Origin of the sequence: Rhizobium sp. UGM030330-04, from assembly GCF_003208455.1 — a bacterium.
Taxonomy (GTDB): domain Bacteria; phylum Pseudomonadota; class Alphaproteobacteria; order Rhizobiales; family Rhizobiaceae; genus Agrobacterium; species Agrobacterium rhizogenes_A.
Genome location: NZ_QKML01000012.1, coordinates 23,235 through 45,912 on the forward strand (window position 1 = coordinate 23,235; position 22,678 = coordinate 45,912).

Annotated in this window: 27 protein-coding genes and 1 riboswitch; of the genes, 14 read left to right on the forward strand and 13 right to left on the reverse strand. The window is 59.4% G+C overall.

Annotated elements, in window-relative coordinates; translation table 11 throughout:
* The first annotated feature begins 129 nt into the window (after positions 1-129).
* Together N434_RS18125 and N434_RS18130 are read left to right on the forward strand one after the other, a co-directional pair.
* Positions 130-537, forward strand: a complete 408-nt coding sequence (locus N434_RS18125; protein ID WP_110759740.1) for a cupin domain-containing protein — start codon at positions 130-132, stop codon at positions 535-537.
* A 1,024-nt stretch (positions 538-1,561) separates the two neighbouring features.
* The gene (locus N434_RS18130) at positions 1,562-2,212 is read left to right on the forward strand and encodes a DUF1062 domain-containing protein (RefSeq protein ID WP_110759880.1); all 651 of its coding nucleotides are present in this window, start codon (positions 1,562-1,564) and stop codon (positions 2,210-2,212) included.
* Between the two features lie 287 nt (positions 2,213-2,499).
* Here the strand turns inward: N434_RS18130 and N434_RS18140 are convergent, their stop codons facing one another.
* The 3 genes from N434_RS18140 to N434_RS18150 form a co-directional block, all read right to left on the reverse strand.
* Positions 2,500-3,132: a LysE family translocator gene (locus N434_RS18140; RefSeq protein WP_110759742.1), complete on the reverse strand. Its 633-nt coding sequence runs from the start codon at positions 3,130-3,132 to the stop codon at positions 2,500-2,502.
* Between the two features lie 151 nt (positions 3,133-3,283).
* Positions 3,284-3,949, reverse strand: coding sequence for a glutathione S-transferase family protein (locus N434_RS18145; protein WP_110759744.1), 666 nt, complete (start codon positions 3,947-3,949; stop codon positions 3,284-3,286).
* Positions 3,950-4,080: 131 nt separating this feature from the next.
* Entirely contained in the window at positions 4,081-5,295 is a 1,215-nt protein-coding gene (locus N434_RS18150; protein ID WP_110759746.1) for an MFS transporter, read from the reverse strand.
* 215 nt (positions 5,296-5,510) lie between these two features.
* Between N434_RS18150 and N434_RS18155 the strand changes: the two genes are divergently transcribed.
* The 3 genes from N434_RS18155 to N434_RS18165 all read left to right on the forward strand — a co-directional run bounded on the left by N434_RS18155 (position 5,511) and on the right by N434_RS18165 (position 7,159).
* Positions 5,511-5,831, forward strand: a complete 321-nt coding sequence (locus N434_RS18155) for an arginase family protein (RefSeq protein WP_110759748.1) — start codon at positions 5,511-5,513, stop codon at positions 5,829-5,831.
* Positions 5,832-5,846: 15 nt separating this feature from the next.
* Complete coding sequence (locus tag N434_RS18160; RefSeq protein WP_146227666.1) at positions 5,847-6,401, forward strand: arginase family protein; 555 nt, start codon at positions 5,847-5,849, stop codon at positions 6,399-6,401.
* 101 nt (positions 6,402-6,502) lie between these two features.
* Positions 6,503-7,159, forward strand: a complete 657-nt coding sequence (locus N434_RS18165) for a peroxiredoxin (protein ID WP_065115576.1) — start codon at positions 6,503-6,505, stop codon at positions 7,157-7,159.
* Between the two features lie 63 nt (positions 7,160-7,222).
* Here N434_RS18165 and N434_RS18170 read toward each other — a convergent pair whose 3' ends face one another.
* Positions 7,223-8,026 (reverse strand): hypothetical protein, encoded by an 804-nt coding sequence (locus tag N434_RS18170; RefSeq protein ID WP_110759752.1) that lies wholly within the window; start codon positions 8,024-8,026, stop codon positions 7,223-7,225.
* A gap of 31 nt (positions 8,027-8,057) precedes the next feature.
* The gene (locus tag N434_RS18175; RefSeq protein ID WP_110759881.1) at positions 8,058-8,510 is read right to left on the reverse strand and encodes a DUF5680 domain-containing protein; all 453 of its coding nucleotides are present in this window, start codon (positions 8,508-8,510) and stop codon (positions 8,058-8,060) included.
* A gap of 169 nt (positions 8,511-8,679) precedes the next feature.
* On the opposite strand from N434_RS18175, the gene N434_RS18180 reads away from it, so the two are divergent.
* Genes N434_RS18180 through fghA form a run of 3 tightly spaced genes read left to right on the forward strand, consistent with a single transcriptional unit; the run spans position 8,680 to position 10,737 of the window.
* Positions 8,680-9,135, forward strand: a complete 456-nt coding sequence (locus N434_RS18180) for a YaiI/YqxD family protein (protein WP_110759754.1) — start codon at positions 8,680-8,682, stop codon at positions 9,133-9,135.
* Between the two features lie 25 nt (positions 9,136-9,160).
* Positions 9,161-9,874 (forward strand): DUF1345 domain-containing protein, encoded by a 714-nt coding sequence (locus N434_RS18185; RefSeq protein ID WP_110759756.1) that lies wholly within the window; start codon positions 9,161-9,163, stop codon positions 9,872-9,874.
* Between the two features lie 29 nt (positions 9,875-9,903).
* Positions 9,904-10,737 carry an S-formylglutathione hydrolase gene (gene fghA, locus N434_RS18190; RefSeq protein ID WP_110759758.1) on the forward strand — a complete coding sequence of 278 codons (834 nt, stop codon included), beginning with the start codon at positions 9,904-9,906 and terminating at the stop codon, positions 10,735-10,737.
* Between the two features lie 59 nt (positions 10,738-10,796).
* On the opposite strand, the gene N434_RS18195 is transcribed toward fghA, so the two are convergent.
* The 6 genes from N434_RS18195 to crcB all read right to left on the reverse strand — a co-directional run bounded on the left by N434_RS18195 (position 10,797) and on the right by crcB (position 14,899).
* Positions 10,797-11,186, reverse strand: a complete 390-nt coding sequence (locus N434_RS18195) for a RidA family protein (RefSeq protein WP_110759760.1) — start codon at positions 11,184-11,186, stop codon at positions 10,797-10,799.
* A gap of 231 nt (positions 11,187-11,417) precedes the next feature.
* The gene (locus N434_RS18200) at positions 11,418-11,906 is read right to left on the reverse strand and encodes a hypothetical protein (RefSeq protein ID WP_110759762.1); all 489 of its coding nucleotides are present in this window, start codon (positions 11,904-11,906) and stop codon (positions 11,418-11,420) included.
* A 60-nt stretch (positions 11,907-11,966) separates the two neighbouring features.
* Entirely contained in the window at positions 11,967-12,761 is a 795-nt protein-coding gene (locus tag N434_RS18205; RefSeq protein ID WP_110759764.1) for an ATP12 family chaperone protein, read from the reverse strand.
* A gap of 33 nt (positions 12,762-12,794) precedes the next feature.
* A complete protein-coding gene (locus N434_RS18210; RefSeq protein ID WP_110759765.1) occupies positions 12,795-13,460 on the reverse strand; it encodes an HAD family hydrolase in 666 nt (221 codons plus the stop codon).
* 5 nt (positions 13,461-13,465) lie between these two features.
* Complete coding sequence (locus N434_RS18215; RefSeq protein WP_065115566.1) at positions 13,466-14,455, reverse strand: RluA family pseudouridine synthase; 990 nt, start codon at positions 14,453-14,455, stop codon at positions 13,466-13,468.
* A gap of 66 nt (positions 14,456-14,521) precedes the next feature.
* Positions 14,522-14,899, reverse strand: a complete 378-nt coding sequence (gene crcB / locus N434_RS18220) for a fluoride efflux transporter CrcB (protein ID WP_110759767.1) — start codon at positions 14,897-14,899, stop codon at positions 14,522-14,524.
* A gap of 202 nt (positions 14,900-15,101) precedes the next feature.
* On the opposite strand from crcB, the gene N434_RS18225 reads away from it, so the two are divergent.
* Entirely contained in the window at positions 15,102-15,392 is a 291-nt protein-coding gene (locus tag N434_RS18225; RefSeq protein WP_110759768.1) for a hypothetical protein, read from the forward strand.
* 119 nt (positions 15,393-15,511) lie between these two features.
* The gene (locus tag N434_RS18230) at positions 15,512-15,940 is read left to right on the forward strand and encodes a plastocyanin/azurin family copper-binding protein (protein ID WP_110759769.1); all 429 of its coding nucleotides are present in this window, start codon (positions 15,512-15,514) and stop codon (positions 15,938-15,940) included.
* A 62-nt stretch (positions 15,941-16,002) separates the two neighbouring features.
* On the opposite strand, the gene N434_RS18235 is transcribed toward N434_RS18230, so the two are convergent.
* Together N434_RS18235 and N434_RS18240 are read right to left on the reverse strand one after the other, a co-directional pair.
* Positions 16,003-16,980, reverse strand: coding sequence for a copper chaperone PCu(A)C domain-containing protein (locus N434_RS18235; RefSeq protein ID WP_065115562.1), 978 nt, complete (start codon positions 16,978-16,980; stop codon positions 16,003-16,005).
* 86 nt (positions 16,981-17,066) lie between these two features.
* A complete protein-coding gene (locus N434_RS18240) occupies positions 17,067-17,447 on the reverse strand; it encodes a hypothetical protein (protein ID WP_110759882.1) in 381 nt (126 codons plus the stop codon).
* A gap of 171 nt (positions 17,448-17,618) precedes the next feature.
* On the opposite strand from N434_RS18240, the gene N434_RS18245 reads away from it, so the two are divergent.
* The 4 genes from N434_RS18245 to gcvP all read left to right on the forward strand — a co-directional run bounded on the left by N434_RS18245 (position 17,619) and on the right by gcvP (position 22,564).
* Positions 17,619-17,804 (forward strand): DUF3008 family protein, encoded by a 186-nt coding sequence (locus N434_RS18245; protein WP_065115560.1) that lies wholly within the window; start codon positions 17,619-17,621, stop codon positions 17,802-17,804.
* Between the two features lie 124 nt (positions 17,805-17,928).
* Positions 17,929-18,016, forward strand: a riboswitch (glycine riboswitch).
* Positions 18,017-18,170: 154 nt separating this feature from the next.
* Complete coding sequence (gene gcvT / locus N434_RS18250) at positions 18,171-19,310, forward strand: glycine cleavage system aminomethyltransferase GcvT (protein ID WP_110759770.1); 1,140 nt, start codon at positions 18,171-18,173, stop codon at positions 19,308-19,310.
* Positions 19,311-19,337: 27 nt separating this feature from the next.
* The gene (gene gcvH, locus N434_RS18255; protein WP_065115558.1) at positions 19,338-19,700 is read left to right on the forward strand and encodes a glycine cleavage system protein GcvH; all 363 of its coding nucleotides are present in this window, start codon (positions 19,338-19,340) and stop codon (positions 19,698-19,700) included.
* Positions 19,700-22,564: an aminomethyl-transferring glycine dehydrogenase gene (gene gcvP / locus N434_RS18260; protein ID WP_110759771.1), complete on the forward strand. Its 2,865-nt coding sequence runs from the start codon at positions 19,700-19,702 to the stop codon at positions 22,562-22,564. The genes gcvH and gcvP overlap by 1 nt, the downstream gene beginning before the upstream one ends.
* Positions 22,565-22,678: the final 114 nt, after the last annotated feature.

The following is a 22,678-nucleotide window of genomic DNA, read 5'->3' on the forward strand; positions in this document are numbered from 1 at the left end:
CGCAAATAGCCGTCACAAGCATCAAAAAGTTCCATAATCTATCTTATGCGATCTTTGCCTGTAGCGGCTACGTCATCAAGACCGTGATACTTTCGCCGCCTGTTCATATCTCCCGAAAGGACGCCCTCAATGAAGTGCCTGCGCATCTACGCCTCGCCGGACGGTGAATCTCATTTCGATGAGATTGATTTGCCGACCACCAAGCGGTCAGTGCATCCGGAAGCGGTTCCCTTTGATGTGAGTGCCAGCTATGCAGCCTCTGGCGTGCGCATCGCTTACATCCCGGCTGGGATGCGAGAAGTGTCGTGGCATAAGGTGCCAGAGCCAGTTCTAACTGTTAGACTCAACGGCTCGGTCGAATACGAGACGAGCGACGGCGAAATACGACATGTTTCGGCCGGCAGCTTTGTGTTAGTCGCCGACACACATGGCAAAGGCCATCTGTCGCGCCATTCTCCGGAGGCGCAAACGGTAATCTGGATATCATTGCCCAACGGTCTTGAACTACCTCCCACGCAAGGGCTCCAATTAGCGTAACGTCGAAGGGCAGTGCGGCCGTCTTTGGGTGAGGAAGCCAAGGCCGACATTCCCACCCTGCCCTTGCAACCCCGACCGTCCGGGCAGTTCGGCAGCCGGACCCTTGTGCCTGTCGTCGAGAGAGTGTCGCGTTTCCATCTTGCCGGAGACGTCGCATCTTTAACTCGCCAGAACATTACCTGTGGGTTTTACCGGGTGGTGATTGTGCACACCATCGTGCGATCCGATGCTCTTGCCTTTCGGATCGAATACCCGTTCGACAGCAAGCCAGCGTGCAGTGCTAAACCTCTCACATAAGTTTGAAATTCACATGTAACTTATTGTATTTCATAACAAAATTACCAGAAAGAACTACCACGACGCCGGCAAGGACGGCTCTTCTCAAATCCAGATTACAATACCGGCATTGGTTTTCCGTTGAATGGCCATGAGCCGCATCCCGCCAGAGACAACGCGACAGCCGCGAACACCACCAGAACAATAATTCTGGGAAGATTTCCGTTCATTTTACGTTCCAATGCATGGTTGACACCTCAACTGAACCGCCCCAGGTCTCCCTGCGGCTATCTGCTTTATATATGGCAAACAGTTTTACGGCCATCGATGTTACTTCCTGCCTTGTCCGAACTCTGGTCAGAATTGGAACTTCGGGCCGACAGGACCAAGTTGCATAAAAGCCGCAACAGCTTCTGTTTCTGTCTGGAGCTATATCGAAAGGCTCCCTCTCGACGCGATCATTTGTTACTGATGTCCTCGAAGAGCGTTGGCATATCGAGGTAGACTTTGCCTAAGTAAATACCGGTCTCAATCCAGTTTCACCCGTATCGCCTGACGGCATCATGCTGTCGGCGTATGATCATGTTCATCGGGTGGTGGCAAGAGACCGGTTTGGCATCGTCAAAATGTGCCCTGTGCAGCGCCGCTGCTCCAGCTCTTCAGTCACCCAGAACATCGCCACACCGTTCCCGTCAGGGATTTCTCCTGCACCATCTTGGTGGACTTCCAAATGGAAGACCAAGACGATATGTGCGACACATTTCGGGTCCGTTGGACCATCATTCCTCAAATAGCCCCCCAGCCCTGGATTGCCTGCAGCGGATGCGGCGGTCTGAGAGCCTTTCAATCCAGCGGCAAGATTCGGCTGAATGCCAATGGCCGCAGGCTTGATGCCTGGCTCATCTATAAATGCCTTGCCTGCGAGAAGACCTGGAACCGGCCGATATTCGAACGGCAGACGGTGCGCGATATAAGCCCCGCGGTTCTGGACGCCCTGCAGTCCAACGACCCGCAATGGATACGGGCGGAAATGTTCAATATCGATGCCCTCAGGCGAAAATCGCAACGCATCGATGAGTTTGCCGCGTTTGAGATTGAAAAATCGATCATGGGCGACCCTCCCGACAGGACGTGGCACGAATGGGAAAAAGCCGAGATAGAGCTGGTCGTCCCGTTGATGACCGGCATACGCCTTGACCGCCTGCTGGCATCGGAACTGGGACTTTCCCGTTCCCGGCTGCAATTGCTTCACGACAACGGCCAGTTGCAAACGGAATCCGACCGTCCCGACATCCTCCGGCGGCGCGTCAGGAACGGCAGCCGGATCATTATCGATGTCTGCGTCGGATTTGATCCCGAGCGCTTATGGCTGCCTGTCATGGCGGCTGACGCTCTCTGAAGCCATCGCGAGGGCCTGAAGCTGCAGGCCCTCGCCCCTCCATTTGAAGAATGGTTACGATCCTGCGCCATAAACCGGCAAGTCGTGTCTTTTCCAAAGTTCCGGTGTATCGGAAAGAAAATAGGGCTTCGTAATTACCTGATCGAAAGCGTTTCCCGCACCGGCGAGACTTCAGTTGCCATATAGCTGCAGCGGCGCGGTTACCATCGACGCCACGGCACCCCTCGCCCGCGTCGTCGATGATATTGTTTCCGGATGCGGATTGCGCGGCTGAGAGCCGGGCGATCCTAGCGGCGTGCTTCCGTTGCCATGCGTATGGCGAGCCCGGCCAGCACCGTGCCCATCAGCCATCGCTGCACCACCAGCCAGGTCGGGCGGCTGGCAAGGAAAATCGCGATGGATCCGGCAGCGATGGCGATCACCGAATTGACACTGACGCTGATGGCGATCTGGGTACAGCCAAGGATAAGGGATTGGCTCAGGACGCTGCCATGGTCAGGGCTGATGAACTGCGGCAGCAGGGACAGATACATGACGGCGATCTTGGGATTGAGCAGGTTGGTCAGAAAACCCATCATGAACAGCTTGCGCGGACCGTCCTTGGGCAGGTTGCGCACCTGAAACGGCGATCTTCCGCCCGGCCGCACGGCCTGCCATGCCAAATAGAGCAGATAAAGAGCGCCGGCGAGCCGCAGTGCGTCATAGGCATAGGGAACGGCCATGACGATCGCGGTGATCCCGAAGGCCGCGCACATCATGTAAAAAACAAAACCGAGGGCGACGCCACCCAGGGAAATCAGGCCTGCGGTCGGCCCCTGGCAAATGGATCTTGAAATCAGATAGACCATGTTCGGCCCGGGCGTGAGCACCATGCCGAGCGCGATCAAGGCAAAAGCAAACAGGCTGGCTGTCTCCGGCATGTTACAAGTCCCCTCTTCCGGCCCCGTTGCGGAGATCGAATCCTCCGCCTGATGCCATCGAGGTTAGAATTATCCTTTCAGCAAATGCAATCCTGATGTGCAGCCGGGATATCGATCTGCAACTGAGATTCACAACGAAGAAAAAAGCGACCTAAACTTTATTTCTTCCGGCATCCGACGCGGCTTTGAAAACCGCCAGCTGATCGGCAAAGGCGCGCTTATAGGCCGGACGCGCCTCGCCTCGGGCCACGTAAGCGGAAAGGTTCGGATATTCATCAAGGATGCCCGAACTTTTTATCCTTTGCAGGACCGATATCATCATCAGGTCACCGGCACTGAATGTCCGCTCCAGCCAGTCGGCCCCACCGAGATGGCGGGATAATTCAGCGAGCCGTGTGCGAATGCGTTCATCGACGATCTGCAGGCGCTCACTGTGCCAGCTCTTGTCCCTTTCGAGAAAGCCGGTGACAAAATGCTCGACGATCGGCGGCTCCATGGTACTGAGCGCGGCGAACATCCAGCCTATCGCCCTTGCCCGCGCATCCGCATCCTTCGGCAGCAGGCCGGTATGGCGCTCGGCTATATGGAGAACGATGGCACCGGATTCGAACAGGACGAGATCGCCCTCCTGATAGGTCGGAATCTGCCCGAATGGCTGAAGCGCGAGATGCTCCGGCTGCTTCATCGCCTTGAAGGAAAGAAGGCGGACGTCGTAAGGCTGCCCCACTTCTTCCAGCGCCCAGCGGACGCGCATGTCACGGGCAAGACCCTTGCCGCCATCGGGCGAGCGTTCAAAGGCGGTAATCGTGATCGTCATCGGTATTCTCCATCACATGGTTTTGGAGACGGCGTGCGCGCGGCTTTCAGCGCCGGCTGAAGCGGCAAAGGGATGCCGTATCAGAATAGGCGCTTCGACCGGCGAAGACAATCTTGGCTCAGGCGTGCGCCTTATCCGGCCGGAGCGGATCTTCGCCGGGATATCCAGATCAAAACCGGCAATGCTGCGAGTGACAATATTGCCCCCATCAAGAAGGTGCCGAATGAACCATGGAGGTCCCACAGCAACCCGGCGAGGACATTACCGATCAGCACCGCCACACCCGTCAACAGGTTGAAAACGCCGAAGGCGGTTCCCTTGAGGTTTGGCGGCGCGGTTTCCGCGACAAGAGTTGCGAGCAAACCCTGGGACAGGCCCATATGTAGCCCCCACAGCAGAATTCCGGTCAGGAACAGCGGGATGGAATTGGCAAAAGCGAGCGCAAGATAGGATGCGGCCAGCACCGCCACGCTTGCGGCGAGAATTCCCGACCGGCCGATCCGGTCCGAAAGCCGTCCGGCGGGATAGGCCGTCAGGCCGTAGACGGCGTGCATGATGACCATGGTGACGGGTATCCATGCCGGCCTGAACCCCGCCTCTTCGGATTTCAGCAGCAGGAACGCTTCGCTGAACCGTGCAAAGGTCAGGAGCGACGCCCCGAAGATGACGATCCAGACCGCCGGGTTTAGCTTTGCAAAATCGGCGGTCCGAAACGGCTTTTCCGCTTTCGTTTGTGCCGGTGCATCCGGCTCCTTGACGCCGATCATGAGAATGAAGACCGACAGGAAAGCCGGGATGACCGCGATCCAGAAAATGGCGAGAACATTTTCACTCAGCGCAAACATCAGCGCCATGGCCGCCAGCGGCCCGATGAAACCGCCGACCGTATCGAGCGACTTTCGCAGCCCGAAGGCCGCTCCTCGGATTTCAGCGGGGGTCACATCGGCGATGAGGGCGTCACGCGGTGTTCCGCGAATGCCCTTGCCGACCCGATCCACCGACTTGGCAGCGACAATCCAGCCGAGCGAAGTGGCGAAGGGAAAGGCGAGTTTGGAAATGGCGCCAAGACCATATCCAAGCACGGCGAGCATTTTCCGCCGCCGCGTCCAGTCCGCGATGATCCCGGAGAACAGCTTGGTAGTGGTCGCGATGGCGACCGACAGGCCTTCGATGAAACCGACCGTGACAGCGGACGCACCGAGCCCCGAGACGAGATAATAGGGCAACAGCGTCTGCACCATCTCCGAGGAGATATCCATCAGCAGGCTGACGAAACCAAGAACCCATACGGTGGGCGGTATGCGTGCCCGAACTGCCGCTGAAACCGGCGCAGAGGATGTTGTCATGAATGGTCCCCGATCCATTCCGGAATAACGGCGGCGCCTGCGACATTCAACCGGTGTTGTCGACGATTTTGACCGTCGACTGCCTGTTGTGACGGGATGTCATTGGCACGCGGCTTTACCGACCTATATCAGGCAGGAAGCGGCAGGCGGCGCCTCCCTGCCCGCTTTGCCGGTCACCATGACCGATATGACGCCTGCTACAGAGGATCCGACCGATGATCGACCCCAGAAACGTGCTTCGCCTCAACCTGCCCCTTTGGCAAGGCGGCGATAACCCGGATTATTATATTGGCGGCCGGGTTCTTTCGGCCATTGCGCCAGACCCGGAAGGCCCGGTGGAAACCATCGCCGTTCCGCCGCCGGCTGACAGCGGCGCGCGTCCGGTCAGTGCCGGCATAATATCCCGCGAGGTGAACCTTGCCATTCTCGATCAGGTTCATGCGGCGATCGGCAGGCATAATCCCGACGCCATCGTCACGCTTGGCGGTGACTGCCTCGTCAATCTCGGCCCCGTCTCCTATCTCAACAGCCGCTAGCGGGACGATCTGGCGGTGATCTGGATCGACGCCCATCCTGACATTATGACAGCGGGGCAATATCCAAACGCCCATGCGCACCTGCTTGCGATATTGATGGGCGAAGGTGACGCGGATTTCGTCGCGACCGTTCCGAACCGGGTGAAACCGAAAAACGTGCTTTATGTCGGATTGACGGAGACGACGCCTTACGAAACCGACTTCATCACAAAACACGGTATTGCCCGTCTTTCTCCGGAGGACCTGCAAAATGGCGTCGCACCGGTGACGGCGTGGTTGAAGGCGCACGGCCTGAAACATGCGGCAATCCACTTCGACCTCGATGTGCTCGATCCGGGCCTTTATGATTTTCTTCTGTTCCGCAATCCGTCCGCCCGGCCGGGCGCGTTTGACGGCGTGGCCAAAGGTCGCATGACCCTGTCGCAAATCCAGCAGATTCTTCTGTCGATATCGTCCGTGTCGGACATCGTCGGACTGGCCATAACCGAATATCTGCCATGGAGCGTCATCGAGCTTTCGCGGGAACTTCGCAAACTTCCGCTGCTCGGCAATGCCGGAGGCGCACGATAAAAGACTGGTCATTTCACGCCGACACTCTAAGCTCCGGCGCCGGAAACGGATTGCCGAAAACCATCAGGATTTCAGTTCAAATCATTAGGGAGAACCACCATATGAGCCTGCGTATCAACGACATAGCACCGGATTTTACCGCCGAGACCACCCATGGTCCGGTGAGCTTTCACGACTGGATCGGTGACGGCTGGGCGGTGCTGTTTTCCCATCCGAAGAATTTCACGCCGGTCTGCACCACCGAGCTGGGTGCAATGGGTGGCCTGCAGCCGGAATTCGAAAAGCGCGGCGTGAAGATCATCGGCATTTCGGTCGACCCGGTCGAAAGCCACGAGAAATGGAAGAACGATATCCGCACCGCGACCGGCTTCAATGTCGATTATCCGCTGATCGGCGACAAGGACCTGAAGGTGGCGAAGCTCTATGACATGCTGCCCGCCGGGGCCGGAGACAGTTCCGAAGGCCGCACGCCGGCCGACAATGCGACGGTGCGCTCGGTCTTCGTCATTGGTCCCGACAAGAAGATCAAGCTGGTCCTCACCTACCCGATGACCACCGGCCGCAACTTCGAGGAAATTCTCCGTGCCATCGATTCCATCCAGCTGACGTCCAGGCATCAGGTGGCGACGCCGGCCAACTGGAAACAGGGCGAAGACGTCATCATCACCGCCGCCGTCTCCAACGAAGATGCAATTGCCCGTTTCGGCTCCTACGACACGGTTCTTCCCTATCTGCGCAAGACGAAGCAGCCCGGCTGAACCGATAACGAAAAACGGGGGCGGTGAACCATCATCGCTCCCGACTGCCCGCAAACGAGACCGTTACTCCGCGCCGTGCCGCACGACACGCAGCATGGGCTGGCCGTGCAGTTCGGCAGGCTCCAGCCGCGCGAGAAGGTCGAGAGAGGTGATGGCTTCACCGGCGGCAAACCGCCGCCTTCCGCTGACCACGAGATGCGCCAGGCCGAATATGGTCAGAAGCGCTTGTGTGGCGTCGCCGGCCTTCATTTCGTAGAGAATATCCGTCTGTCCGAAACGGTTCAGGCCCGTCGTCCAGGCTGTGATCGCCTCGCCCTCCTCCGTCACAAAGGCTCCGAAGGCGAGCATCGCAGCCATTTGCTGCGGTTGATCTAGATGGCTGTTTGCATAGTTCAGATAGTCATCCAGATTGGCGCGGCCGACGACCATGTCCAGGTAATGCAACACGACGGCCCGCATTGGGGCGACCTGATGGATGCCAAGCAGGGTCGAGGCGATCTCGTTGTGGGCGATTTCAGGATTATCCTCATCCGCGATGATGAAAAGTCCGAACTCGCACTGGTGTGTGGCCTGGCGTAGATCGTCATATGCCGCTTTTGCATCGACGCAAAAGAGCGACGACCAGTCGACGTCAGCCTGTGCGACTGCCGGATAATGCGCCGGCGCAAGCCGAGCCGTTACCGGTTCCGGCGTACCGACAAAAACTCTGGTCGCACCGCGAAGGCCGTCAAAGACACCCTTGTCGTTCACCAACTCGCATTCATAGCCTTCCGCGCCCCAGGCCTTCGTCAGGCTCTCCTCCGAAATCCCGGGCTCGCTGTCGAAATAGAGTGTCGCCTTGAAATACTGAACGTCGCCATTTGCCATTGTGCATCCTGTCGATGGCAGTGTCTTTAATCTAGGGCTTTATCATCCCGCCGTGATAGTCAAGCCGGTATGTCTCGACGCCGCCCCGGTAAATCCTCTCGACGCCCGTGAAGGACCGGGCTTCACCCGCATTCGTATCGACATAGACCAGCTCCCCGACGTGATGGGTGAAACCGCCAAGAAACCGGCCCTCCTGATAAAGTGCGGAAAGCGATGTCTGAATGACCCTGCCGGCAATCATGCCGTCGATCATGTCCGGCCTCAGGATGCGGCCATAATAATTCATCGCCCAGAGCGCGACGCCCTCATGCCAGATCACCTCCTGCCCGATGAAATCGGTCCCGCCGAAATAGCTGTCGATATAGTCCCACTCACCCTGCCGGTAAGTGAGATCATGCGACCCCTTGCGGGTGGAGGTCCTGGATTTGCTGCCGCCGCCGACATAGGTCGCGGATTTGGCCTGCACGATGAATTCTTCCAGCATCGGAACCCTCCCCCAAAAAAAGAACATATAGTGAACGTACGTGAGTTGCAGGATGATCGCAAGCCCCCGCCCCTGCCCAGCCAGCAAGCTGGCATTTCGGCGAAAGCAGGCTTGGTAATTGCCGTATTTGCCCTTAAAAGCATCGCAGGAATTGTCCAAAAGAGTGCCCATGTCGAAAAACCCGCAAATCTATGTCGATGCCGATGCCTGCCCCGTGAAGCCGGAGATCCTGAAAGTGGCGGAGCGGCACGGGCTGGAGGTGACCTTCGTCGCCAATTCCGGCCTGCGCCCCTCGCGTGATCCGATGGTGAAAAACGTCATCGTGTCGGCCGGTTTCGATGCGGCGGATGACTGGATTGCCGAACATGCCGGCGAAAACGATATCGTCATCACCGCCGATGTGCCGCTCGCCGGACGCTGCGTCGCCAAGGGTGCTCTGGTGACGGGACCGACGGGGCGCGTCTTCGACCAGTCGAATATCGGCATGGCGACCGCGATGCGTGATCTTGGCGCGCATCTGCGCGAAACGGGTGAAAGCAAGGGATATAACGCCGCCTTTTCACCGCGTGACCGCTCCGCCTTTCTGGAGACGCTTGACCGTTTCTGCCGCCGTGTCAAAAAGTGACACTGCAAACAGAAAGGCGTCGCCCATGACCCCGGCAAATCCGAAGAGTCCAGCCAGCCCCAAGGGCCCAGCCAACCCCAAGGGCCCGGTTAATCCCGGCGGCGATGCCTATCGTCGCCATCGGCCTTTCGTCATTGCCTTTCTCGTCGGCGCCTTCAGCCTCGCGCTGGCGCTGGCATTTGCCCCTGCCCTTGCCATAGAGATTGCCGCCGTTTTCTTTTTCCTGACCTATCTGGCGCTGGTTGCCCTTCGCCTGCCGGGACTGACGGCGCAGCATCTGAAGGCCCATGCCGATAGCGACGATCTTCCGGCGATCGCCATCATTGCCGTCACGCTGCTTGCGGTCGGCGTTGCCGTCGTCTCGCTGTTTCAGGCGCTCAACCATACGGGCGAAACGGTCTGGACCCTGTTTATCGCCTTTGCCTCGGTGATCTTCGGCTGGCTGACAATCCACACCATGACCGCCCTGCACTATGCGCATCTATACTGGCGGCCGGCGACGCTGGACGGCAAGCGCCAGCATCGCGGTGGCATGGATTTTCCGGCGACGAAGGAGCCATGCGGTTATGACTTCCTGTATTTTGCCGTGGTGATCGGCATGACGGCACAGACATCGGATGTGGGCGTGACCACCACCGCCATGCGCAAGGTGACGCTGCTGCACTCCATCGTTTCTTTCTTCTTCAACACGGTTCTGGTGGCGGCGGCGGTCAATGCCGCTGTCTCGCTTGCGGGCTGAACCGGGAACTTTCTTAAAGGAATGGCTTCATGAACATCATTTCGCAAAATACGGCCTTTGGCGGCATGCAGGGCGTGTTTTCGCACACATCCGAAACCCTGAAATGCGAAATGACCTTTGCGGTCTATGTGCCGCCGAAGGCGATCCACGAGCCCTGCCCGGTTCTCTGGTATCTTTCCGGCCTCACCTGCACCCATGCCAATGTGATGGAAAAGGGCGAATATCGCCGCATGGCCTCGGAACTCGGTCTCATCATCGTCTGCCCGGATACGAGTCCGCGCGGCAATGACGTGCCGGACGAGCTGACCAACTGGCAGATGGGCAAGGGCGCCGGCTTTTATCTCGACGCCACGCAGGAACCGTGGTCGGAGCACTACCATATGTACAGCTATGTCACGGAAGAGCTGTCAGCCCTTATCGGCCAGCATTTCCGCGCGGACATGAGCCGCCAGGGCATCTTCGGTCATTCGATGGGCGGCCATGGCGCGATGACCATCGCGCTCAGGAATCCCGACCGGTTCAAAAGCTGCTCCGCCTTTGCGCCGATTGTCGCCCCCTCTTCCGCCGACTGGTCCGAACCGGCGCTGGAAAAATACCTCGGTGCCGACCGGGCCGCATGGCGCCAATATGACGCCTGCTCGCTGGTCGAGGATGGTGCGCGTTTTCCTGAATTCCTGATCGATCAGGGCAAGGCCGACAGTTTCCTTGAAAAGGGTCTGCGCCCCTGGTTGTTCGAAGAAGCGATCAAGGGCACGGATATCGGCCTGACGCTGCGCATGCACGATCGCTACGACCACTCCTATTATTTCATCTCCACCTTCATGGACGACCATCTGAAGTGGCATGCCGACCGTCTCGGATAAGGATGGAAAGCAAGCCGGCGGCGCGCTTGCAGCGCCGCCGTTTCGGGCCTGACCCGACATTACGGGATGCGGGCGATGACCTTGATCTCGAAATCGAAGCCGGCGAGCCAGTTGACACCCAGAGCAGTCCAGTTCGGGTAAGGCGACTTGCTGAAAATCTCCTGCTTGACGGTCATGATCGTTCCGAACTGGTTTTCCGGGTCTATGTGGAACGTCGTCACATCCACGATATCGTCGAAGGTGCAACCCGCTGCAGCGAGCGTGGCCTTGAGATTTTCAAAGGCCAGCCGGACCTGACGTTCAAAGTCTGGTTCAGGCGTTCCATCGGCACGGCTGCCAACCTGACCGGAAACGAAAAGGAGGTCACCGGATCGAATAGCCGCGGAATAGCCGTGCTCTTCGTATAGCGCGTGCCTGTTGGCGGGGAAAATCGCTTCGCGTTTAGTCATTTGCATCTCTCTTTGTGGCTGAGTGGCAATGGACGGGCGAAGCATTGCTTTCAAAGCTTCGAACGCCCCTTCACATACGTTACGTATGCGAGATAGTGACGTACGCAGCGTATGTCAATTAAGATACGTAACGTATGTGAGTTTCAAGGCGTTGAGATGCGATTTTTCCGGGGGGTGAGTTTGCAGAGCAAACGGCAGACGATTGGCTTTCGCGCCCCCGCCTTTCGTCATTTACGGAAACAGGGCGGTTGCCAGTGTCGTGGGGCCGGGGCGGCTCAGCCTGAATTCGCGGATTACCCGTTCGGCAACGCCATAGGCGAGTTCCTGCTCGATTGACTGATTATCGAAGCTGACGACAGTGGCGGTGAATTTCGCCTCGGCGATCACCTCACCCGTCGCCACCGCTGCGGCACGGACAATCACCTTGGCCGAGGCCCGCTCTCCGAACAGGAACGGGGCGCGCGTGACGGATGTAAGGCGAATGGTCAACACCACGCGCGGCCTTGTCTCGCCACGCGCCGTCGTGCGGATTGCGCTCTGTACCTGCGCATGGATGGACTGCATCAGCGCCGGCGCGACATCCGGGCGTGCGGCGACAAATGCGCCACGCACATCGTAAAGCAGCCGGTCGGTATTTGTCGCTTCCGATTCCAGCCTGAAAGACATGAGCGCGAAACACGCCAGCACGACAATGCCAAGGCGTTCCAGCGTGGTGTTCATGATCAGCGGCTCCCCTAACGTGAGGTAACCGCATGTTCGGCGATCAGGGTTAGAAAAACGTTAAGAGGCGCTCTTCAGCGACTCCAGAACGTTGAGCGCGGCGCGCATGTCGATGAGCCTGACGGCACGGCGTTCCAACGCCTCCTCGTCCTCACCCCATTGCTCGGCGGTCCAGTCTTCGTCGAGATGGGCGAGCGCCCACGTCTCCTCCAGCGTCAGCTCTCCTTCCGCCAGCGCCAAAGCCAGAATGGCGGAACCGGTCAGCGACGTCATGGTGTGCAGTGCGGCGAGCGCAATCGGCGTATCGTATTTCCTCAGCGTCACCGCGAAGGCCGCGATTGCCTCACGCGGCTGGTCGCGATGCATGACGCCTTCGACAAGAATAAAACGGGCGCCGAGCACATTGGCCGCCCAGTCCAGAACCGGATCCCAATGGTCCGTCTGCCGCGCAACCAGCGCTTCCGGATCGCCCGCGCGGTAACACAGGAGATCGGAGGAGGAAAAACGGAGGATATCCTCGAAAACCGCCTGGGTGTCGGTGGCGACGCCGTCGATTGCGGTGTTCACATGCCGCGATACCGGCATGACCACCGGGTTCACCACTTCCTTCTGCGCATCCCATTCATCGCGAAGCAGGCTGGCAAGCGCCTGCGTCGGCACGGTCAGCGGCTTCTTGGCCGGAGTGCGCAGCGGCTTGCCATCAAGATGGATGGTGAAGCCACCCTCCTCCGCCTCGGCGACGGTGACATCCTTGTAGAACCGTTTCGGTAACGGCTTCTGCATCTGGATTTGTGCTCGCAGGATCGGGTCGGGATGGCTCAGTCCCTCCGAAAGGTCGTTCAGGAGATCACGCATGGCACGTCCTCATCAGTCGGGTAGAAAAGGTCACTAGAGATTATCGGCAGGCACATAGGCCGGGATTTCGCGCGGGTGGCTGACGACCGCATCGGCGCCCGCCTTCCAGAGATCGTCAACCGAGGCATAACCCCACGCGACACCGATAGCTTTCGCGCCTGCGGCCTTGGCCATCTGCATGTCATAGATCGCATCGCCGATCACGACAGTATCGGCCGGAACCATGCCGGTTTCATGGCAGCATTCCATCACCATGGCCGGGTGCGGCTTGGAGGGGCAGTCATCCGCCGTGCGTGAGACGATGAAGTGATCGGCAAAGCCGTGCGTCTCGAGAATATGTGTGAGCCCTCGCCGGCCCTTGCCGGTCACCGCGCCGATCAGCACGTCATCCCGCTTCGAAAGCGTTTCGATCAGTGGCGCGATACCGTCGAAGAGTGGCGTCGTCATTTCAGGACGCTCGCGCAGCGGATGATAAACTTCCCTGTAACGCCGCGTCATCGCCAGCGCCTCCTCATCCACATGCGTCTTACCGAGCATGCGGGCGATAGCGATATCCAGCGTCAGGCCGATGATCGCCTTGGTCTCGGAGAGATCAGGCCGCGGCTTGCCAAAATCGGCAAAGGTTTCGGACATCACGGCATGGATCAGGCCGGCGCTGTCCACGAGCGTGCCGTCGCAATCGAAAAGAACCAGCTTCATCGTTTTCAGTCTTCCCTATCGCCATCGGCCACGTCGAGACCGAGCAGGTTCCAGGTCTGCACCATATGCGGCGGCAGGGGTGCGCTGACCCGAAGCCGGCCGCCGGAAGGGTGCGGTATGTCGATATGACGCGCATGCAGGTGAAGGCGCTTCTGAATACCACCCGGAAAATCCCAGTTCGGATCGTCGATGTAATATTTGGGATCGCCGATGATCGGATGGCCCATATGCAGCGCATGAACGCGCAGCTGGTGGGTGCGGCCGGTATAGGGCTCCATTTCCAGCCAGGCGAGGTTCTGCGCAGCGGTATCGATGACGCGGTAATAGGAAATGGCGTGGTCGGCCCCCTCCTCGCCATGCTTGGCGATGCGCATGCGATCGCCATCCATCGTCTGTTCCTTGACCAGCCAGGTGGAAATCTTGTCCTGATGCTTGCGCGGCACGCCCTTGACCAGCGCCCAATAGGTTTTCTTAGTATCGCGTTCGCGGAAGGCGGCCGTCAGCTTCTGCGCCGCGCCCCGGGTGCGGGCAACCACCAGCACGCCCGACGTATCGCGGTCGAGGCGGTGCACCAGACGCGGCTTTTCGCCCTTCTGGTTGGTCCAGGCTTCCAGCAGCCCATCGATATGGCGGGTGACACCCGAACCGCCCTGCACGGCAATGCCGGCCGGCTTGTTGAAAACGAAGACCTTGTCATCCTCATGCAGCAGCATGCGCGCCAGAAGCTCGCCATCTTCGGAATGCTTGAGGTCCTTCGAGCCGATCGGGCCGGTCTTGGTCTTCATATCGGAATCGACCGGCGGCACACGCACCATCTGTCCCGGCTGCACCCGCGCATCCGTCTTCACCCGGCCGCCATCCACGCGCACCTGGCCGGAGCGCAGCAGCTTCTGCAGCTGCCCGAAACCAAGCCCAGGATAGTGAATCTTGAACCAGCGATCGAGGCGCATACCGGCCTCGTCGGCCTCGACCTTGATATGCTCGATACCTGCCATGAAATTTCCAGTCTTTCTGTCCTGATCGCGCGCCCTATTGACCGGCGCGCCGTTTGGACCAAGCCTTTAGAACAAACTGCGGCCCAAGGCCAGCCCGGCGAAAACCGCGGCGATGGAAACCACAAGGCTTGCAAGCACGTAAACGGCCGAAAGCCCGAGCGCACCACGCTCGAACAGCGAGACCGCATCGAGAGAGAAAGACGAAAAAGTGGTGAACCCGCCAAGTACGCCGGTGACGAGAAACAGGCGCATCTCCATCGAGGCGTTCAGCCGACGCGCCACAAGCTCGACCAGCAGACCGATCAGGAAAGACCCGACCACGTTGACCGCCAGTGTCCCCCAGGGGAAATTCAGCCCCGCCAGTCGCACACTCCACACGCCGACCAGATAACGGAAAACGGAACCGATTGCGCCGCCTGTGGCGACAAGAGCGATATTGAGCATGGGGATTGTATCTCCGGGGAAATGGCCGGACCGGGCAGTCCGACGTATTTCTAGACCATGGGAACGGTTGGTGAAACCCCTTTGCCCGGCGCTTTCGGCCATTAAAATACGATTAAATTGCACGCCCGCGATTTAGCCTTCCAACAAGGCGCCGGTGTTAATCTCCAGCCTTTAAGGGTCAGTGAAGATTGCCGGGGGTTGGATGACACAGGTTCTTTCCGTTTCTGCGAATACGGCAGCCTATGCGCTGGAAGCCGTGAAGCCGTCGCAGCGCGTGCCGCGCAGGAGCGAGGTGGAAGAAGCCATTCACGAATTGGCGCGCAAGGCCGAAAACGGCGACGATTTCCAGCTTAGAGCCCTGATGACGGCCATCAAGCCGCCGGCGCTGACGCTTTATTTTCTGACAGCCGCAAGCCAGCGCCACGAACAGCAGGCAACTCTTGAGCAGGCCCTGCAGGCATACGAAGAGAATGAAAGTAAAAAAACTATTTAATATCTTATAGATATAAATAATTTTGGATGTATCGCTTCATTTATGTCAGTTTAATTTCACTCGTTCAGGTTGCTGTCAGTTGGAAATCCTAATCCTCCAGTGTCCACTGGAGGAGCGTCATGACATTATCGATCCGCCACGCAACCGCCCTCGCTACTTTGCTGATGGTATCAGCGCCTGCTTTTGCTGCCACCACCATAAAAGTGACGGAAGGCGGTGAAGGCGGAGGGCCCATGACCCTTGCCCTCGACCAGAAGACGGTCAAAGCCGGAGACGCGGTATTTCAGGTGCATAATGACGCCATGAGCGAGCGGCACGAGATTATCCTCGTGAAGCTGAGGTCGGCCGACGAAAAAATCCCCCTGAACACGACGGGGCATCGCGTCGATGAAAAACAGCTGAAGAACCTTGGTGAAGTGGCCGATCTGAAGCCTGGCGGCGACGGGCGGCTGAAGGCGAAGCTTGCGCCCGGCACCTATCTCCTCTTCTGCAACATCAAGGGTCACTACGAAGCAGGCATGCAGGCCAGGCTGACCGTTACAAAATAAGAATGGCCGAAAAAACTGAGGCTGCCGGATAGGTATTGCATTCCGGCAGCCTCTTTTTACTGTCAGTTGTGCTGGTGCCCGCTCTTGTCGTCACCGCCCTTGGCCGCGCCCGTCGAGAGCACGATCTCAACCTTGCCCGCCTTTTCGAAGATGAGCGTTACCGGCACCTTATCGCCCTCGGCAAAGGGCTTCTTCACGTCGAAGAACATCATGTGCAGGCCGCCGGGCTTCAGCTCCACCGTCTGGCCGGCGGGGATGACGATACCGTCATCCAGCTTGCGCATCTTCATGACGTCGTTGACCATGGCCATTTCGTGAATTTCGGCCCGGCCTGCCGCGGCGGATTCGACGCCAATGAGCTTGTCGTCGCTATCGCCGGCATTTTTGATCGTCACGTAACCGCCCCCTACCGGCTGGCCCGGCAACATGGCCTTGGTCGCGCCGCCCGATACTTCGAGGCTGCCGGCCTTCACGACATCCATATCCATGGCGGCGTGATCATGGCCGCCGGCATGGGCCTTCGCCGCAACCCTGATGGTCGGCGCCGGGCTTTTCAGAGAATGCGGATCGACACCTGCGGCGGCAACCTCATCCCAGGATACCTTGCCCTTGTCACCGCACAGCTGCGTTATCTTGAAGGGCAGATCCTGCCCGACCTCGATGCCGGAGATTTTTCCCTGCACGGCGAAAGTGTCGTAGAACTCGTCCGGCAGCTCGCCGCCCTTCCAGCGGATTTCGACCGGACCGCTTTTGATCTCCTTGCCGTGGTTCTTGTAAACCTTCTGGTAGTCGCCTTTGATGATCTCCAGCTCCCAGCCGGCCTTGGGCTGCGGCTTGGCGGAGATGAAGCCTTCCGGCAGCTTGATCTGCACCTCTGTCGTGGCAAGCCCGCCGTCGCAGCCATGGGGCACCTGAAGGGCGGCAACGATGGTGCTGTCCTGTTCGGCCGAACCGTCCACAAACGTGGCGTGGGCGAAAGCCGGTGCGGTCGAAACCGATGCGGCGAAGAGAGTGCAGGTGATGATCTTGGTGGTTTTCATTTGCTTGTCCCTGCGACTGCGCCCCTCAGGGCCCGGCAGCCGCTCCGTGCCGCCAGCCGGCGGCGATGATCCCGTAAAACGAATAATCAGGCGGACAGGGACGGCGGGCCGCGCGCGGCCGGTTTGCGGATCGTCAGAACGGAGCGGAAGCTCCATTCAGCGGCCAGACGATTGTCGAGCCAGGCAAATTCCGTCTTCAGCCAGCCCGCTGTATCGGGCACAGGCAGAAGAATGGACGAGGCCAGCAGACAGGCCTCGCAGAACAGGATGGCATCGCCGGAATGGGGCTGATCGTTGCCGGGATGGGAAGCGTTGACGCCATCACCGTGGCCAAGGCAGATTTCCGCAAAGGTGCCGTCCGGCAGCCGGTAACTCTCGTCCAGGGCAACGGCAGGCGCCACGGCAAGCGCCGGCTTATGGGCAAAACCGAGCGACAACATCAGGGTCGCGCAGAAAATGCGAAGCATTTTCTCCATCCCCGTCAGCCATGGTTTTCGATTTGCATTCATGGTCTAGGCGATATCCCGCTTTCCTGCCGTTTCAAAGGGGAATTTTGCCGCAGGCTTAACACTTGCAAGGGAACAATCGACACAAGGGGGCATTTTCCTGTCGAAACGATGTTTCAAGGGAGATCCGACATGCCAGCCAAATCGAAAGCCCAGCAGAAAGCCGCGGGCGCGGCACTGGCCGCCAAACGCGGCGACGTGAAGAAATCCAGTTTAAAAGGTGCTTCAAAAAGCATGGAGAAGTCCATGACAGAAAAGGAACTTGCGGATTTCGCCTCAACGAAACACAAGGGCCTGCCGGAGAAGAAATCCGATTGAAAGAAGCCGTGCTTGCGGAACGCGGCCACGTATTGCGGTGGCAATGGCGCAGATGGAGCAAGAATCTGTTCAGATGCGTCATTTGGTCCTTGCCAACAGCGGGGCTTCGCAGATAATGAGCGTCGCATCATCGTTGGGAGAAACCGCTTCACTGCGGTGCCGAAGGAGCAACCGCCCCGGAAACTCTCAGGCAAAAGGACCAGCGGTGACGACGGAACTCTGGAGAGAAGCCACCTTTCATAAGGACGGCTCGCCGAAGGGATAACAATCTCAGGCGACAAGGACAGAGGGGGCTCTTGAACCCGGCGCGTTTTTCGCGTCATGACCTGAGCCCGCGCGATCTTTCGCGCAACCCTGGAGGCGTCCTTGGACGATACCGCCGAGCTTCAAATCACGCCGCTGCATTCCCTGCATCTTTCGCTTGCCGCCCGCATGGTGCCGTTTGCCGGTTACGACATGCCGGTGCAATATCCGGCCGGCGTGCTGAAGGAACATCTTCAGACCCGCACCTCCGCCGGCCTGTTCGACGTGTCCCATATGGGTCAAGTGATCCTGAAGGCGAAGTCCGGCAACAATGAAGATGCCGCACTTGCGCTCGAAAAGCTGGTGCCGGTCGATATTCTCGGTCTCAAGGAAGGCCGCCAGCGCTACGGTTTCTTCACCGATGAAAACGGCGGTATCCTCGACGACCTGATGATCACCAACCGTGGCGATCACCTCTTCGTCGTTGTCAACGCCGCCTGCAAGGATGCCGATGTCGCCCATATGAAGGCGCATCTTTCCGACACCTGCGAGATCACCCTTCTCGATGACCGCGCCCTGATCGCGCTGCAGGGACCGCGTGCCGAAGAGGTGCTGGCCGAACTGTGGACGGGCGTTTCGGAGATGAAATTCATGGACGTGCAGGAAGTGCCGCTGCACGATGTGGCCTGCATCGTCTCGCGCTCCGGTTACTCCGGTGAAGACGGCTTTGAAATCTCGGTACCCGCCGACAAGGCGGAGGAAATCGCCAAAGCCCTGCTCGAACATCCCGATTGCGAAGCCATCGGGCTTGGTGCGCGCGACAGCCTGCGTCTTGAGGCCGGCCTTTGTCTCTACGGCAACGATATCGACACCACGACCTCCCCGATCGAAGCCTCGCTGGAATGGGCGATCCAGAAGGCGCGCCGCGCCGGTGGTGATCGTGAAGGCGGTTTTCCGGGGGCGGAGCGCATTCTTGGCGAACTCAAGGACGGCACCTCGCGCCGCCGCGTCGGCCTGAAGCCCGAGGGCAAGGCGCCGGTGCGCGGCCATTCGAAGCTTTTCGCAGATGCCGAAGGCAAGACGGAAATCGGTGAAGTGACGTCGGGCGGTTTCGGCCCCTCGGTCGAAGGTCCGGTCGCCATGGGTTACGTGCCTGTTTCCCAAGCTGCTCCCGGCACGGCGATCTTCGCGGAAGTGCGCGGCAAGTACCTGCCCGTCATCGTCGCCGCCCTGCCCTTCATCAAGCCCACCTATAAACGATAATTTCATCCCATCTCCGGAGAGAATACGATGCTGAAATTTACCGCAGAACACGAATGGCTGAAGTTCGAAGGCGATGTCGCAACCGTCGGCATCACCAGCCACGCCGCTGAACAGCTTGGCGATCTCGTTTTCGTTGAATTGCCGGAAGTGGGCGCAACCTTCGCCAAGGATGGCGAGGCCGCAACCGTTGAATCCGTCAAGGCGGCGTCCGACGTCTATTGTCCGCTGGATGGCGAAGTGGTCGAGATCAACCAGGCCATCGTCGATGACCCCTCGCTGGTCAATTCGGACCCGCAGGGTGCTGGCTGGTTCTTCAAGCTCAAACTTTCCAACGCCGCAGATGCCGATACGCTGCTCGACGAAGCAGCCTACAAGGAGCTGATCGCGTAATGACGACGCCCACCGAATTCCATTTCACCGACTATCAGCCCTATGATTTCGCCAACCGGCGTCACATCGGGCCGTCGCCGTCGGAAATGGCTGAGATGCTGAAGGTCGTCGGCTATAAGAGCCTCGACGCGCTCATCGACGCCACCGTTCCCTCCTCGATCCGCCAGAAGGTGCCGCTCACCTGGGGTGCGGCGCTGACCGAACGCGAGGCGCTGGATCGTCTTCGCGAGACGGCCAACAAGAACCAGGTCCTGACCTCGCTGATCGGCCAGGGCTATTACGGCACCATCACGCCGCCGGTCATCCAGCGCAATATTCTGGAAAACCCGGCCTGGTACACGGCCTATACGCCCTACCAGCCGGAAATCAGCCAGGGCCGCCTTGAGGCGCTGCTGAACTACCAGACCATGGTCTGCGATCTGACCGGCCTCGATGTCGCCAATGCATCGCTGCTCGATGAAGCGACCGCCGCTGCCGAAGCCATGGCCATGTGCCAGCGCGTCGCAAAGTCCAAGGCGACTGCCTTCTTCGTTGACGCCAATTGCCACCCGCAGACCATCGCGCTGATCGAGACCCGCGCGGCCCCGCTCGGCTGGAAGGTAATTGTCGGCAATCCGTTCACCGATCTCGATCCCGTCGACGTGTTCGGCGCAATCTTCCAGTATCCCGGCACCCACGGCCATGTCAGCGATTTCTCCGGCCTGATTTCCCGTCTGCACCAGACGGGCGCGATTGCCGCCGTCGCCGCCGACCTTCTGGCGCTGACGCTTCTGAAATCTCCCGGCGAAATGGGCGCTGACATCGCCATCGGCTCCTCGCAGCGTTTCGGCGTTCCGGTCGGCTACGGCGGTCCGCATGCGGCTTACATGTCCGTGAAGGATGCGCACAAGCGTTCCATGCCCGGTCGTCTGGTCGGCGTCTCGGTCGATGCGCGCGGCAACCGCGCCTATCGACTGTCGCTACAGACCCGCGAGCAGCATATCCGCCGCGAAAAGGCGACGTCGAACATCTGCACGGCGCAGGTGCTGCTCGCCGTCATGGCCTCCATGTACGGCGTCTTCCATGGCCCGCAGGGCATCAAGGCGATTGCCCAGCAGACCCACCAGAAAGCCGTGCTGATGGCCAAGGGGCTGGAGAAGCTCGGTTACACTATCGAACCGGAGACTTTCTTCGACACGATTACCGTCGAAGTCGGCCACATGCAGGGCGTCATCCTGCGCTCGGCCGTGGCGGAAGGCGTGAACCTGCGCAAGGTCGGCGCGACAAAGATCGGCATGAGCCTTGACGAGCGCACGCGCCCGGCAACGCTTGAGGCCGTCTGGCGTGCTTTCGGCGGCAATTTCTCGATTTCGGATTTCGAGCCGGACTATCGTCTGCCGAAGGAATTGCTGCGCACCAGCCAGTACATGACGCATCCGATCTTCCACATGAACCGTGCCGAAAGCGAGATGACCCGCTACATCCGCCGTCTTTCGGACCGCGATCTGGCGCTTGACCGCTCGATGATCCCGCTCGGTTCCTGCACCATGAAACTGAACGCCACGGCGGAAATGCTGCCGATCACCTGGCCGGAATTTTCCGACATCCATCCCTTCGTGCCGGCCAATCAGGCGCTTGGCTACAAGGAGATGATCGATGATCTCTCGGAAAAACTGTGCTCGGTCACGGGTTATGACGCCTTCTCCATGCAGCCGAATTCCGGCGCGCAGGGAGAATATGCGGGCCTTCTGACCATCCGCAACTACCACCTCGCCAATGGCGATACGCATCGCGATATCTGCCTCATTCCGACGTCCGCGCATGGTACAAACCCAGCCTCGGCGCAGATGGCGGGCATGAAGGTAGTGCCGGTGAAGGCACGTGAAAACGGCGACGTCGATATCGATGATTTCCGTTCAAAAGCAGAGCAGTATGCGGAAAACCTCTCATGCTGCATGATCACCTATCCGTCCACCCACGGCGTGTTCGAGGAGACGGTTCGCGAGATTTGCGAGATCACCCACAAGCATGGTGGACAGGTCTATCTCGACGGCGCCAACATGAACGCCATGGTCGGCCTTGCCCGCCCCGGCGATATCGGCTCCGACGTTTCGCACCTCAATCTGCACAAGACCTTCTGCATTCCGCACGGCGGCGGCGGCCCGGGCATGGGCCCGATCGGCGTCAAGGCGCATCTGGCGCCTCACCTGCCTGGCCATCCGGCGACGGACGGTCGTGAGGGCGCGGTTTCGGCGGCTCCTTTCGGTTCGCCGTCGATCCTGCCGATTTCCTGGAGCTATTGCCTGATGATGGGCGGCGAAGGGCTGACGCAGGCGACCAAGGTGGCGATCCTCAACGCCAACTACATCGCCGAGCGGCTGAAGGGCGCTTACGACGTGCTCTACAAGTCCGAGACCGGTCGCGTGGCGCATGAATGCATCATCGACACCCGCCCGCTCGCCGACAGCTGCGGCGTGACGGTGGACGATGTGGCAAAACGCCTCGTCGATTGCGGTTTCCACGCGCCGACCATGAGCTGGCCGGTGGCCGGCACGCTGATGATCGAGCCGACGGAATCCGAGACCAAGGCGGAAATCGACCGTTTCTGCGATGCCATGCTGGCGATCCGCGAGGAGGCCCGCGACATCGAAGAAGGCCGCGCGGACAAGACCAACAATCCGCTGAAGAACGCGCCGCACACGGTGGAAGACTTGGTCGGGGAATGGGATCGTCCCTATAGCCGCGAAAAGGGCTGCTTCCCGCCCGGCGCCTTCCGCATCGACAAATACTGGTCGCCGGTCAACCGCATCGACAATGTCTATGGCGACCGCAACCTCATCTGCACCTGCCCTCCGATGGAGGACTATGCCGAGGCGGCCGAGTAAAGCACTCGGCCCGAAGGAACAGGCAAAGGCCCGGAGCAATCCGGGCCTTTATTGTTTGATGGTTGCAGCTCAGGTTCGGAAAAACGGGGGAGCAGGATTGATCGCCATCGGCTC